Annotated in this window: 14 protein-coding genes; 1 reads left to right on the forward strand and 13 read right to left on the reverse strand. The window is 51.1% G+C overall.

The window, feature by feature from the left end; translation table 11 throughout:
• Positions 1–33: 33 nt before the first annotated feature.
• The 13 genes from I6E40_RS06690 to I6E40_RS06750 all read right to left on the reverse strand — a co-directional run bounded on the left by I6E40_RS06690 (position 34) and on the right by I6E40_RS06750 (position 13,176).
• Complete coding sequence (locus I6E40_RS06690; protein ID WP_235386265.1) at positions 34–1,365, reverse strand: MATE family efflux transporter; 1,332 nt, start codon at positions 1,363–1,365, stop codon at positions 34–36.
• 247 nt (positions 1,366–1,612) lie between these two features.
• Positions 1,613–2,812, reverse strand: coding sequence for a YhcG family protein (locus I6E40_RS06695; RefSeq protein ID WP_235386266.1), 1,200 nt, complete (start codon positions 2,810–2,812; stop codon positions 1,613–1,615).
• Between the two features lie 180 nt (positions 2,813–2,992).
• Entirely contained in the window at positions 2,993–3,757 is a 765-nt protein-coding gene (locus tag I6E40_RS06700) for a biotin--[acetyl-CoA-carboxylase] ligase (RefSeq protein ID WP_235386267.1), read from the reverse strand.
• A complete protein-coding gene (locus I6E40_RS06705; protein ID WP_235386268.1) occupies positions 3,729–4,097 on the reverse strand; it encodes an MmcQ/YjbR family DNA-binding protein in 369 nt (122 codons plus the stop codon). The genes I6E40_RS06700 and I6E40_RS06705 overlap by 29 nt, the downstream gene beginning before the upstream one ends.
• A 474-nt stretch (positions 4,098–4,571) precedes the next feature.
• Entirely contained in the window at positions 4,572–5,972 is a 1,401-nt protein-coding gene (locus I6E40_RS06710) for an ATP-binding protein (RefSeq protein WP_235386269.1), read from the reverse strand.
• 255 nt (positions 5,973–6,227) lie between these two features.
• A complete protein-coding gene (locus I6E40_RS06715; RefSeq protein ID WP_235386270.1) occupies positions 6,228–6,611 on the reverse strand; it encodes a YraN family protein in 384 nt (127 codons plus the stop codon).
• A gap of 35 nt (positions 6,612–6,646) precedes the next feature.
• Positions 6,647–7,993: an alanine/glycine:cation symporter family protein gene (locus I6E40_RS06720; protein WP_235386271.1), complete on the reverse strand. Its 1,347-nt coding sequence runs from the start codon at positions 7,991–7,993 to the stop codon at positions 6,647–6,649.
• A 46-nt stretch (positions 7,994–8,039) separates the two neighbouring features.
• Positions 8,040–8,471 (reverse strand): nucleoside deaminase, encoded by a 432-nt coding sequence (locus tag I6E40_RS06725; RefSeq protein WP_235386272.1) that lies wholly within the window; start codon positions 8,469–8,471, stop codon positions 8,040–8,042.
• Between the two features lie 18 nt (positions 8,472–8,489).
• Entirely contained in the window at positions 8,490–9,764 is a 1,275-nt protein-coding gene (locus I6E40_RS06730; RefSeq protein ID WP_235386273.1) for an MFS transporter, read from the reverse strand.
• 163 nt (positions 9,765–9,927) lie between these two features.
• Positions 9,928–11,457, reverse strand: coding sequence for a ribonuclease Y (rny, locus tag I6E40_RS06735; RefSeq protein WP_235386274.1), 1,530 nt, complete (start codon positions 11,455–11,457; stop codon positions 9,928–9,930).
• Positions 11,458–11,606: 149 nt separating this feature from the next.
• On the reverse strand, positions 11,607–11,930 hold the full coding sequence (locus I6E40_RS06740; protein ID WP_235386275.1) for a cell division protein ZapA: 324 nt from the start codon (positions 11,928–11,930) through the stop codon (positions 11,607–11,609).
• A 196-nt stretch (positions 11,931–12,126) separates the two neighbouring features.
• Positions 12,127–12,420: a hypothetical protein gene (locus I6E40_RS06745; protein WP_235386276.1), complete on the reverse strand. Its 294-nt coding sequence runs from the start codon at positions 12,418–12,420 to the stop codon at positions 12,127–12,129.
• Between the two features lie 123 nt (positions 12,421–12,543).
• Entirely contained in the window at positions 12,544–13,176 is a 633-nt protein-coding gene (locus I6E40_RS06750; RefSeq protein ID WP_235386277.1) for a hypothetical protein, read from the reverse strand.
• 579 nt (positions 13,177–13,755) lie between these two features.
• Between I6E40_RS06750 and I6E40_RS10960 the strand changes: the two genes are divergently transcribed.
• A complete protein-coding gene (locus I6E40_RS10960) occupies positions 13,756–13,884 on the forward strand; it encodes a hypothetical protein (RefSeq protein WP_262910864.1) in 129 nt (42 codons plus the stop codon).
• Positions 13,885–14,179: the final 295 nt, after the last annotated feature.

The following is a 14,179-nucleotide window of genomic DNA, read 5'->3' on the forward strand; positions in this document are numbered from 1 at the left end:
TAGATTGAAGGTTTTGCTTGTCGTGTGGCAAAATTAAAAATTTCCTTTCGCTTGAAGCGGAATTGTGGCGACAACTTTGCGATAAAGTGTGGCTTGAACAAAACTGCGGACGAACAAATAGGTCAAAAACGCAGACCAAAGCACGCTGTTTGAAAGGGGGAACAGCAAGAGTGTCGAAAAATAGGCCAAAGCCGCCAATGCCATGCTGACACACATACTGCGGGTGGCGGAAACGCCAATGAACAAACCGTCAAACAAGAAGGCACTCACTCCGGCAAAAGGCAGGAACCAAACAAAAGGAAGACTCTCGGAAGCGGCGGCTATCACCTCCGACTGCGAGGTGAAGAGATGAAGCAGTGCTGAACCTGCCACACCATAGAACACAAAGAAAAACACGGCAAGACCGGCACCCCAACAGAACAAGTTCTTCGTCAGACAAAGAAACTCATCGCGACGACGCGCACCGAAACAATGACCGCCAAGGGCTTCGCCGCTATAGGCAAAACCGTCCATGAAATAGGAAAAGAAAAGGAAATATTGCATCAGCAGGGCGTTGGCTGCCAAGACGGTGTCACCAAGACGCGCACCAAAAGCGGTGAAGCCGGTGGTGACGGAAACCAGAAAGAGGGTGCGAAAGAAGATGTCACGATTCACGCGAAAGAACAGAAGAAAGGGCTCGCGACGACGGAGCAACTGCCAGACGCGACGGCGCAGGTCTCTCCCACCCTGTCGCAGGAAATCGCCGTGGCGGCGACGGAAGAGAAGGACGGCGAGAAGCAAACCCGCACACTGAGAGCAGAGCGTGCCGAGGGCGATGCCGCTGACGCCGCAGCGAAAGCCGAAGACGAGAACAAGACTGAGCAGCACGTTCAACAGGTTTTGAAAAATGGAAAGCACCATCGGACTGCGCGCATCCTGCATGCCAAGGAACCAACCACAGAAGCCATAGACCGACAGGACGGCGGGCGCACCCCAGACAAGAATGGTGAAATAGTCGCGCACGAGGGGCGCGGTGGCTGCGGAGACGGTGACAAAGCGGAAGGTCACGTCAAGGATGGGGCGTTGCAATGCAACGATGAGGAGTCCGATGACGAGGGCGAGACTCTGTGCACGGGCAAGTACGGCGAAACATTCCTCGCGATTCCCGGCGCCACAGGCTTGGGCGGTGAGTCCGCCGGTGCCCATGCGCAAAAAGCCGAACAGCCAGAACACCATGCTGAACATCATGCTGCCCAAGGCTATGGCACCGATGCAGGAGGCGGAGTCAAGGTGTCCTGCAATGGCGGTGTCAGCCATGGAAAGCAACGGCACGGTGAGATTGGAAACGATGCTCGGAATGGCGATTTGAAGAATGCGACGATTCATGGGACTATCTGTTGTTTTTCACGCAGAGGTTTTCTCAGTGTTGTTTTTCACGCAGAGTTTTTTCTGAGTTATTTCTCGCAGATTGCGCGGATTGTGCGGATTTTTTTAGATCTGCGAAATCTGCGAAATCTGCGAGAGACTATGTTAGAGACAAAGCGAGACATCTTCAAGCGAATATCTGTTCATAGAATTAGACTCATCGTTTAATCAACGAGTCTCCCCATTTATGTGTTTTCAATCTCATAGCCTATACCTCCTCTTCGCTATTATTACGCAAACGGAATATTTCTTTCTGCTGCTCTATCTCACGAGCCAAAACTTCTTTGGAAGGCATATAGGTAAGATACTTTGAAGCATACATCTGCTTGTTGGTGGCGAGCGTTGAAAAACGTGCCACGTCAGCATTGGTTTCCGAACAAAGAATGATACCAATTGTGGGGTTGTCGCCTTCGGTACGCTTATAGGTGTCAAAAAGTTTCAAGTACATATCCATCTGCCCAACATCCTCATACGACACTTTGGTGGTTTTCAAGTCAACCAAGACAAAGCACTTCAGCAGATAATTGTAAAACACCAAGTCAATGTAATAATCATCATCCTCCGTATGAATATGCATCTGTCGGTTAACAAGCGCATACCCCTTCCCCATCTCCATAAGGAAATGTTCCAAATGGTCAAGTATGGCTTGTTCGAGTTTACTTTCCGTAAATGCGTCCCGATGACTGAGCCCAAGGAACTCCACGAGCATAGGGTTCTTGACAAAGGTTGATTTCTCCTTCTCATAGTTGGCTGTCAAACGATGCATCTCATCAATCACCTCTTGACGTTTCACCTCTGGGGTCTGATTCAATCGATAGTAATACTGTGAATCTATGTTTCGTTTCAAGGTGCGATAATCCCATTGTTGTGTAGCAGCCTCTTGCATATACCACATACGGGCTTTAGGGTCGGCAATACGTATCAGCCTTTCATAGTGACTCCAAGATAATTGGACAGGCAGCACGATACCATCAGAAACAGATTCAGCAGGCATTGTCTGCTGAATTGATGCAAGTCTCGACCTAAATTCAGCAGGCGCTGTCTGCTGAATTAGTAAATTACTGAAAGCCAAATAAAACTTGCGATAATTCCTCACTTGCGTTTCGGAAAAGCCTCGACCGAATGCTTCGGACAACGATAGTGAAGCCAACTCTATGATATGCTTGCCATAATCTGCACGAGCCCTTCCTTGTTGTTCTTGCACCACAATGCGTCTGCCAATAAGCCAGTTTTGTAGCACCTGCATTATATTAGCCATACGATAACTGGTATCTCTGGCGGCAGAAACAATCGTCCGAAGATCCTTAATGAAGATATTCTCTTCACTTTTTTCGTTATGTTTTATCACATTAGCCATAATCGCTTCAAGATTCAACTTGTCTTCTTTGTTGGACTTTTTCCTTGTCATCTGCTTGGAATGTTACACCTACTGATGAAAATGATGGGAGTTTACGGAAACAAAACTACACTTTTCCGACCGAACTTTGGGCTTATCTCACAGAAACTTGAAACTATCTCACGCAGAATCCGAACAATTAGAATCATCGCAGTCCGACAAAAATTTTGTGCCTACATCGCCCTCACCCCATCACTCGCGCTCAAACTGTACCTCTTTGAACCAGTAGGCACGGAGGCTGCCGTCGCGGCGGCGCAACACGAGTTCACCGGAGTATTTGACGTCTGCAATGGCGGCTTCAAAAACGCCATCGGCATCACGGAAACGATGAATGCCCCGGCGGCGGTAGAGACGATGAAGATAGGCGGCATGGAGCACAGCGGCACCTTCCTCTGAAGACGCCTCGTGGAGATGACGAAGGAAATGACAAAGAAGGTCTTGCAGAATGACTTCGCGGTCAGTTTCCTTGTGGATGAGTTGGCACAAAGACACGGGATTGGGAGCATCGCCCCTAAACTGACGCTGATTTATATTGATGCCAACCCCCACCAAGGTGCGGCAAATCTCCGTGCCCTCTAAGTCGTGCTCCAACAACATGCCGCAGATTTTTCGGTCGCCCACATAGACGTCATTGGGCCACTTGACTTCAACACCTTCCACCCAACGCTCCAGGGCTTCTGCCACAGCCAACGCTAAGGCTTCGGACAAAAGGAACTGACGAGAAGGCGAAACGCTGCAAGGACGAAACAAGACGCCAAAAAGAAGATTCTTTCCGCGCTCTGCCTCCCAAACCGTGCCGCGCTGCCCATGACCGGCAGTCTGGAAATCGGTGGTGAGCAGGACATAAGGTTCAGGACGGTTCCACAGGTCGGGACAGCGCAGGCGGCGCATGGTGGTGTCGGTCTCGGGAAGGTGAAGACGGAACACGTCAGCGGGATTCACGGAGCAGTCGTTCATATTCTTCACGAGTTTTGCGGGGCAGTTTCTTCAGTACTTCGGAGAGGGAGTGGTCCACGAGTTCGAGGATGACTTCGTCGGGCACGTCTGTGTCAAAATGGACTTCGTTCCAATACTTTTTGTTCCAATGAAACGCTCCGCAGATGCCCTCGTAGCGGTCGCGCAGGGCTATTGCGCGGTCGGGGTCGCACTTCAACACCACACGGTCGGGATGCTCCAAACCGAGGAAGGCGAAAATCTTTCCATAGACACGCAGCAACACGCAATCCTCGCCGAAAGCGGAGTCCTCCGTGGCGAGGGGTTTGGAGAGACAGTATTCACGAATGAGTTCTATGTTCATGTTCAGACGAAGAGACTAAAAGACTAAAAGACTAAAAGACTAAGAGACGAAGAGAGGAAGAGACTAAGAGACTAAGAGACTAAGAGAGGAAGAGTCAAAAAGACTAAGAGTCGAAGAGACTAAAAGACGAAGAGTCGAAGAGACGAAGAGACTGACCTCTTCCTTCACACGAATATCTGCCCCCGACTCCACCAGATACAGATTCTTTGTTTCTGTGTCAGTGGTAGTTCCCTCAATGGTACACACGATGGATTGTGCCACTGACGAGAGGACAACAAGAGACAAGAGAACCGGAACGGCCATTCGTTTGAACCAAGAAAAAACGGACAGATTCATGAGTGAATGTGGATTTAAGGGGCAGTGAAAACGGTGTGACATGGAAGAGTCTTGGCGGAGTTGAGCAAGGTGTTTGTTCCATTGAAAAGGAATGTACCACACGCTACTCGTGTGACGCAAAGGATATGACTGAAGACATCAAGAATCACCCGAGCACTCCCAATCTTCGGAAGTTTTCATGAGATTATCCAACTGTGACAGAGCATAGATTGGGCACACTCGGACATGACGAAAGGCATTGTTGTCTTCTTTGTCCACATAGTCAAATGTTCCAAAGTTCTCCAAGGAGCAACGCACAGCCTCGGTGAGTTGTTTTTCACGCATGAACATCCAAAGACTTTTCATGCCACCTTGCGTGCCTGCTTTCACTTCGACTGGAACAATGTTCGCATGGGACGTGGTCAGATAGTCCACCTCAGCCACACTCTTACCTGCCCTTTCCCAATAGAACATCTGCGGACGATGCGTGCAACCGCCATGACGTGCAATCTCCAAACCTGCCACCATCTCTGTCATACTTCCTTTATTCACCAAATCTTGAGGCGTGCCTGCCATGATGAGACGAACCAGTTCTTGTGAAACCTTTCCATCAAGATGAAGAACAGAAAGCAAAAGTCCGGAATCGAGGAAGAGATATTTGACACGACGCTCATCTGCCTCCGCTGCAAGAGGGAAACCGTTCGCGGCAGTGGGAACGACAGGAGTGATGATGCCTGCCAAAGTGAGCAAATCCAGTGCATCACGAATCTGATAACTTCTGAGACTTTCCGAAATCCGTGAATAAGTCAGTTTCTTTCCTATCTGATGGCATACGCCGTGAAGAGCGAGTCGAAGCAGCTCGGGACTGACACGACGAGAATATTTGCTGAAGTCATCCTCGTAGGTGAGCATGATGTCATCGTGTATGCGCTGACACTGCAAGAGGTCTGAAGTGGTTTTCCACATCGCAACTGCTTCCGGCATGCCTCCCACCAACAAATATAATCGAAACTGTTCCACAAGTTTGTCGTGAAATGCCTCGTCCAAAGGATGAGAAAAATCTGCCAAATTGCGTGCAGACAACAAGCCTTCCATTCCATTTGCCTTGACGAACTCATCGAATGTCATGGGATACATAAAGACAGAATGAATGCGTCCCACCCCGAAAGTGGGCAGTCCTTGCAATGCAAATTCCAACAAAGAACCTGCTGCCACGACATGAAGTTCCGGATAGTCTTCTTTGAAAAAACGTAACGCCATGATGGCTTCGGGACACGACTGAATCTCGTCAAAGAAAAGAAGAGTCTTTCCCGCCACGATGGGCACTTGAAGAAAATTTGAGAGTTTGGAGCAGATGAGTCGCACATCCAGACTCCCACGAAAAAAAGTGGAAAAATCTTTGTCTCGCTCAAAATTGACTTCGGCAAAATACTCAAACTGCTCAGAGAAATGGCGAACTGCAGAGGACTTTCCAACCTGTCGGGCACCACGCAACAGCAACGGTTTGTGGAACGGATTATTTTTCCACTCCACAAGCGTTTTGTCTATGTGGCGACACATATAGTTCAACATAACTACTTAATGCTTGAATTTCAGTCGCAAAAATATCACACTTGCTGAAATCCGAGAAATAATTCCGTGATTTTTTGTCGAAATCCGAGAAATAATTCCTTGTTTTTTGCTGAAATCCGAGAAATAATTGTGGAGAAGGCGCACTGAATTTTGCGTGGAAACAAAATTAACGACTAATGAACGAACCAACTAATAAGCATTAATGGAGGAAATAAAAAAGGCAAAGGGGGCGAGAACAATCTATCACCTCCTCCACTTTCTCATGACTTCGGAGAGGTCGAACCAGCCGCGGTGATGGTTCAAACTGAAGGGATGGTCTGCGCCAAGACAGGTGATGACGTCAAAGCGGATGCGTTTGCAAGGTGGAAACTGAGCCATGAAGGAACGGGCAGCAGCGATGATGCGAATTCTCTTCTCGTGGTTCACCGCCGCCAAAGCCTCCTCTTCCGAGGCACGACTGCGGGTTTTGACCTCCACAAAGGCAATCGTGCCATGATATTCCGCCACAATGTCTATCTCTGCTCCATACATGGAGACGTTGCGCGCCAAGATTTCATAGCCCTTGCGGACAAGATAGAGACATGCCGCCTCTTCGCCCTTTTCGCCCAGAATATTGTGTTTTGCCATGAGTTTTGGATTATGCGGTGGCTCAAAATGTCACCTCACTCCTTCTCCAGACGCCCGCGCCACAAATATTTTCGAGTCTCGTGCACCAAGATGCCGTTGAGGAAGAGCAAGGAAAGGAGATTCGGAATTGCCATCAGTGCATTCATGCAGTCGGCAATGTTCCAAACGACGCTGAGTTGAATGATGCTGCCAACAAAGACGGCGAGGATATAGACCACGCGATAGGCAACCACCCAACGCGTACTGCTGAGATATTCCACGGCACGCTCGCCGTAGTAGCACCAGCCCAGGATGGTGCTGAACGCAAAGGTGAGTAAGCCAAAGGTGAGGATGGGCGTACCCACCAAAGGTATCTTGCCAAAAGCGTCGCGAGTGAGGGTGGCGCCGTTGCTGTAGTCTATGTCGGGATATGCCAAAATGCTACTCACAACGACCACGCCGGTGAGGGCACAGATGACAACGGTGTCCCAAAAGGTACCGGAGGAAGAGACCAGTGCCTGGCGCACGGGGTTGCGAGTGCGTGCTGCGGCTGCCACGATGGGAGCAGAGCCCAGACCGCTCTCGTTGCTGAACAAGCCTCGGGCAATGCCGTAGCGCGCTGCCATGATGATGCTTCCTCCGACGAAACCGCCGCCTGCCGCCTGGGGATGGAAGGCGGATTCCACGATGAGACGGAGGGCGGGAAGGAGATAGTCACTGTTGAGCCACAGAATGACGATGCACCCGACGATGTAGCAGAGTGCCATGAAAGGAACCAGCATGCCGCAGACTCGGGCAATGCTTTTGACGCCGCCCAACAAGACGGCTGCCACCAAGGCGCAAACCACTCCTCCGGTGAGAGCGGGAGGAAGATGATAGGAGTCATGGGCAAGGGTAGCGATGGCGTTCGCCTGTACCGTGTTGCCTATGCCGAGCGCGGCGACGGCGGTGAAGAGGGCAAAAAGAATTGCCATGAAACGCCAGCCCAGTCCACGTTCCAAGGCATACATCGGACCGCCGAGCATGCGCCCCTGTGGCGTGGTGACGCGATATTTGATGGCGAGCAGACCTTCGGCATATTTTGTAGCGATGCCGAAGACGCCCGTGAGCCAGCACCAGAGCACGGCGCCGGGACCGCCCAAGGCGATGGCGGTGGAAACGCCGATGATGTTGCCCGTACCGATGGTGGCTGCCAAGGCGGTGGCAAGCGAGGCGAACTGCGACACATCGCCAACACCGTCGGGGTCTTTCTTCACCGAAAGTTTGATGGCGGTGAAAATCCACCGCTGAGGAAAACGCAAACGAATGGTGAGAAAAATGTGAGTGCCGAGAAGCAGGATTATCATGGGCCAGCCCCACAGCCACCCGCTCAGCATGGAAAAGAAATCGCTGATGGCTTCCATTTTATAGTAAGTTAAGTCTTTAAATAGGTTGCACTTTGGAAATGTCCTATCGTTTTTTCTTGAAGAAAGTGGTCATCAGTTCGGCGCACTCTTCCTCCAGGGCTCCGCCCTTGACCTCGGTGCGGGGATGAAGAGCCTGCGGCGCAAAACGGCTGAAGCCGCGCTTGGGGTCGGCAGCGCCATAGACGACTCGCGCAATTTGCGACCAGCCGAGCGCACCGGCACACATCACGCAGGGTTCGACGGTGACATAGAGCGTGCATGCGTCAAGATATTTCCCGCCAAGGCTGTCGGCGGCGGCAGTAATCGCCTGCATCTCGGCATGGGCGGTCACGTCGTGGAGGGTTTCGGTCAAGTTGTGGGCACGGGCTATGATGCGGTCACGTGCCACAACCACTGCCCCGACGGGCACTTCGTCGCGACGGAAAGCCTCGCGGGCTTCTTCCAGCGCTTTGCGCATATATTCTTCGTCTGTCATGATTTTCTGAACGTTTTCTTATGCCTCCTCTACTTCTGCCGTCTCTTCTTCCTCATCAAGGGGCACAAGGAAAGCCACGAGGAAAGTGAGGAGACAGAGCACGGTGACAATGATGAAGAAGTTGAGATAGCCGACCAACTCCTGCAAGTAGCCTGCCACTAGACCCGGCAGCATCATGCCGAGCGCCATGAGACCGGTGCAGAAGGAATAGTGTGCCGTGGAGTTGGCACCGCGAGCGTAGAGCATGAGGTAGAGCATATAGGCGGTGAAGCCGAAGCCATAGCCGAACTGCTCCACAAACACGCAGGCGCTAATCCCAATCAGATTCTCGGGCTGGTAGTAGGAAAGAACGATATAGACCACGTCGGGCAGCGTGATGGCAAGCACCATGGGCCAGAGCCAACGGCGCAGTCCTCCGTTCTCGGCAGCGATGCCGCCGAGGATGCCGCCCAGCGTGAGCCCTACCACCCCAATGGTGCCCTGAACCATGCCAAGGTCGCCGGTGGTGAGCCCGAGACCGCCGTGGTCCGGGCTGTCCAACATGAACAAGGGACAAATCTTGACGAGCAGGGCCTCGGGCAGACGATAGAGCAACATGAACAGCAACGCCGGAATCACAGCGGGCTTGCGGAAGAAACTGACGAAGGTGGAGAGGAAATCACGCGCCACCTGATGCACCGACACGACGTTGCGCTTCACATCGGAACGCTGACGCGGCAACATCCGAGCGTGCCAAAAGGCAAAGAGGAGGAAGACTACGGAGATGAAGATGAAGGTGAGCATCCAAGCACGAACGGGTTGAAAACGCGCCTCCAACGTTCCGGCGAGCATGACGAGCAGACCTTGACCGAAGATACTGGCAATGCGATAGAACGTGGAACGAATGCCCACGAAGAATGCTTGCTGGCGGGTGTCAAGGGCAAGCAGATAGTAGCCGTCCGCGGCGATGTCGTGGGTCGCACTGCTGAAAGCCATCAGCCAGAAGAAGGCAAGGGTGGACTGCACGAAATGACTGCCGGGAAGGAAGAACGCGACGCCTGCCATGGAGGTGCCAATCAGGAACTGCATCGCCACAATCCAACGGTGTTTGCTGCCGAACAACTCGACCACAGGACTCCAAAAGGGCTTGATGACCCAGGGGAGATAGAGCCAGGAGGTGTAGAGAGCAATTTGAGCGTTGGTGAGACCGAGACGACCATACATGATGGTGGCGACGGACATGACAATGACGTAGGGGATGCCTTCGGCGGTGTAGAGACTGGGAACCCACCACCAGGGATTGCGGGACTTCATGTGATTTGGCTTTTAGGAACTTATTGAAAACGACGAGGAAACAGAAACGATGAGGAAACAAAAACGATGAGGAAACATAAGAAAAACTGAAAAAGAGCCGTGTCGTCTGAAAGGAGATTCAATGACACGGGCTCTTTTACTCATAAGTGGTGTGTCGCACGGCTTACTTGGCGTAGCTGACGGCGCGAGTTTCGCGGATGACGGTGATTTTGACCTGTCCGGGATAGGTCATCTCGTCTTGGATGCGGCGAGCGATGTCTGCGCTGAGCACCTCGGTCTGCTTGTCGTCAATCTTCTCGGCACCGACGATGACGCGGAGTTCGCGACCCGCCTGGATGGCGTAGGTCTTGGTGACACCGTCATAGCTGGAAGCAATCTGTTCCAGGTCGTTGAGACGTTTGATGTAGGCTTCGACAATTTCGCGGCGGGCACCGGGGCGGGCGCCACTGATGGCATCGCAGACTTGGACGATGGGCGCCAAGAGGGTGGTCATTTCGACTTCATCGTGGTGAGCACCGATGGCGTTGCAAATGTCCGGTTTTTCTTTATACTTTTCTGCCAGTTTGGCACCATAGAGTGCGTGGGGCAGTTCGCTTTCTTCGTCGGGCACTTTGCCGATGTCGTGGAGCAGACCGGCGCGTTTTGCTTTCTTGGGATTGAGTCCGAGTTCAGCCGCCATGACAGAGCAGAGATTGGCAGTTTCACGGGCGTGCTGGAGGAGGTTCTGACCGTAGGAGGAACGATATTTCATCTTCCCGACGATGCGAACGAGTTCCGGGTGCAGACCGTGAATACCGAGGTCAATGGCGGTGCGCTTTCCGGTCTCGATGACTTCATCCTCCACTTGTTTGCTCACCTTGGCAACGACTTCTTCAATGCGAGCAGGATGAATGCGGCCGTCAGCGATGAGTTGATGGAGTGCGAGACGACAGATTTCACGGCGAACGGGGTCGAAGGCACTGATGACGATGGCTTCGGGTGTGTCATCAACAACGATTTCCACGCCGGTGGCTGCTTCGAGCGCACGGATGTTGCGACCTTCGCGTCCGATGATGCGACCTTTGACTTCGTCGTTGTCAATGTGGAAAATGGTGACGCTGTTTTCGATGGCTGTTTCGGTGGCGACACGCTGGATGGTCTGAATGACGATGCGCTTTGCCTCTTTCGTGGCAGTCAGTTTGGCGTCGTCCATCATGTCGTTGATGTAACTTTGCGCTTCGCTGCGAGCTTCGTCTTTCATGCTTTCGACGAGGCGGTGGCGCGCCTCATCGGCTGAGAGTCCGCTGAGTTCTTCGAGTTTCTCGCGCTCTTTCAACTGCATTTTCTCGAGTTCCTCCTCTTTGCGAGTGAGGTTTTGTTCGCGGGAATGGAGTTTGTTCTGTGCGGTGTCGAGTTCCTGCTTGCGACGGGAGAGGTCTTCCTGACGCTGGTTCAAACCGATTTCGCGCTGTTTGAGTTTGTTTTCGACTTGAAGGATTTTCTGGTTGCGCTGCCCTACTTCCTGTTCGAGTTCGGACTTCTTGTTGAGGAAGATTTCTTTGACTTCGAGCAACTTCTTTTCTTTGAGCACCTCGGCTTCGCGGGTGGCGTTGTCAATCATCCTCTTGTACTTCTTTTTGAGGACATAGCGGAAGAAAGCATATCCACCGCCGCCTCCAACAAGGAGGGTGATGAGGGGTAATATTACATCCATAATGAAGGATTCGTTTGTTTTGAATGATTAAAAATATTGATTTATGAATTGGGGTTCAAATGTGGAATGATGAAGCATGTTTTTTCCTTTCCTATCCTACAGCGGTTCACACCTTATTATATATATAGGAGTCGGGCAGGTTTTTCGCCTCACTTTTTCTTTTCGGGGGAGGATTCCGGGGCGAGCCCGAGCAGTTCGTCAATTTCCTGCGTCAGCCCTCGCGCCATGTCCACGAATGGCGAGGAATCCGTTTCTTTTTCTGCCTGCAGCACCCTCACCGCGAAGTCAAGGAGCACGGCGGAGGTGTAGCGTTCAGCGCCGAGGTTGGGATATGCCTGCTCATATCTGCCGAGTTTCTCGTTGATTTCCCGAGCGGCGCGACGATAGATTTCTTCCTGGTCACGACGCACCGTGATGGGATAGGTGTGCTTCCCTATCAGCAGACGGATGACAAATTTTTCACTGACTTCCATGACTTAGGAGGGGGCTATGAATTCGGTTGAGTGAGTTTTGATTTCTTAGAGATGAACTTTTGTCAGTGGTGGAGGGAGCATAGCGAACCATGTGACTGGCGAAACCTGCAAAAAGGCGAGTCAAGAAACAAAAAACGACCAAATCGCGAGTTCTTTCTTTTGAACACTCCTTATTCCATCATTGACAGAACACCTCTTAGACGTTCAGGAGGGAAATACATTTATCTACTTCACGAATGAGCCGCGAGAGACGAGCCCGAGTTTCCTTGACATCGTCGCCGGAAACCTCGAGGATGCGTGCCGACTTGAGCAGACTGTAAGCCTTCTCGCGCTTCGCAATTTCCTCCTCTGCGTCACCCAATTTTGCCTCAAGCGACGCCACCTTGTCGGTGAGTTGCTCGTTCTCAAGTTTGAGGCGTGAATAGACCTGCATGAGTTGGCGAACACGGGATTCAAACATCTGAATGGTTTTCTCGTCGTCAGGGGTCATTGGTGAAAGGTTTGAAGAAAAGACAATGGCAAGATTGTGTCACTGCACTTTGATGGACACAATCCCAAAAACTTGAAACTCGAGAGACTTAGCGGGAACGCCGAGTTTCCTCCACGGCAGGAATCAGTCGTTTTCTTGAGACTTAGGTTCTTTCTTGGCAAGCATGACGACATTGTAAACGTAGGAAGTCATCCACTCTGCACTGTAGCCCAGTTGCGCTTGATACTGTCGGATGGAGATGCAGGCTTTTCGCACGCCCTCGTCTTTCCACGTGTTTTTCGTGAGAATGTCGTTGATTTGTTTTGCCGTCAGATTCCTCAGCGCTTTGTGGAAGAAACCGGGCATGCGGAACTTCCATTTCATGAGGTTGCCCATGAGCATCATGAGTTCCTGTGAGAAACCTTGGAAAAGGAAGAGATAGTTGCGAACGTCGTTCACGCTACGGCAGCGTTTCTTGATGCTTAGGTCAATTTCCTTGAAGAATGATTCTTCAAGACCATAGATTTCAACCAGCATTTTCTTGCATTTGTTCTTCTCTCCTAAACCGAGTTTGTTGTGAACGGTGGGCACGTGAAGCGTCTGCTTGAAAACCCGAAGGTCGGGCAGAGCGGCGAGGTTGTTGATGCCGAAGGTGGAAGCGATGACGGACTGATAATAGACTCGAATCAGCATCATGAAATCTTCCATCCCTCCCACGCGCCAACCCGCCTCGCCGGCGGTTTTCTTATGCTTGAACAGGTTTGAAAAAATTCCCATAGTTATGGTGTATGTAGTCGCGGAGTGAATCTTTTGCCTGCGAGCCTCCGCGTTTCGCCCGCAAGTTTTTCTCTTGCAAAAGTAAGCATTTATGTTGGAATGATACACAAAAAGACTAACAAAACATCATCAACCTATTTATTTTGCAGTACTTACTGCCCGTTCAGCCTGTCGGAAGCACCGGAAGCATTGTTTTCGGACTGCAAGTTCAGCGTCCGGATTGAGATTGGTAAGCAGGCAGTTTCACACGGAATCCGCGGAATGAAAAATTGATTTTGGAAAAACAAGATTGAACAAAAGGAAAACTTTTCGGCGACAAAACAGAGACGAACACCTCACTTGACAATGACGCCTGACCGCCCGCCGCCAACACAGCGGCGAAGCGAAAACGCCGTTGTGTAGGGTTTGTCGTAACTGTGTTTCAACTATACACTATACGTAATTAAAAGGGGAAACAAAAAACTATACAAACTATACACAAACCCTACTTTTTACTCTTTATTCCGCTGATTTACCGAGCGTTGCAAAATGTATAGTTTGCGGCGAAAACTATACACAAACTATACATAAAACCCTACATTGAAGCGTTCAAAACCCTACACGAAAGGTGAGGGTAAACCCTACACAGAACGCTACATGGAAGCGTTCAAAACCCTGCACGAAACGGAGTTGCAAACCCTGCACTGCAACGGCGCGCAGTTTACTTAGGAGCGCACCCAAGTGAAATTAGGAGAAGGCTAATTTTAACCGGGAGCGCTCATAGTTTTTCCTGGGTGCGCTCCTAATTTTTCCTAGGTGCGCTCCTAGTTTTTCCTGGGTGCGCTCCTAGTTTTTCTTAGGTGCGCTCCTAGTTTTTCCTAGGTGCGCTCCTAATTTTTCCTGGGTGCGCTCCTAATTTTTCCTGGGTGCGCTCCCAGACCCCAAATTTAGAAGGGAAGTGAAGAGATAAGGGAGGAGTCGCGGCTCGCGCCGCCATCTTCGCGGACGTATAGCCCTTCAGGCT

This window comes from Prevotellamassilia timonensis, from assembly GCF_021531665.1.
Lineage (GTDB): Bacteria > Bacteroidota > Bacteroidia > Bacteroidales > Bacteroidaceae > Alloprevotella.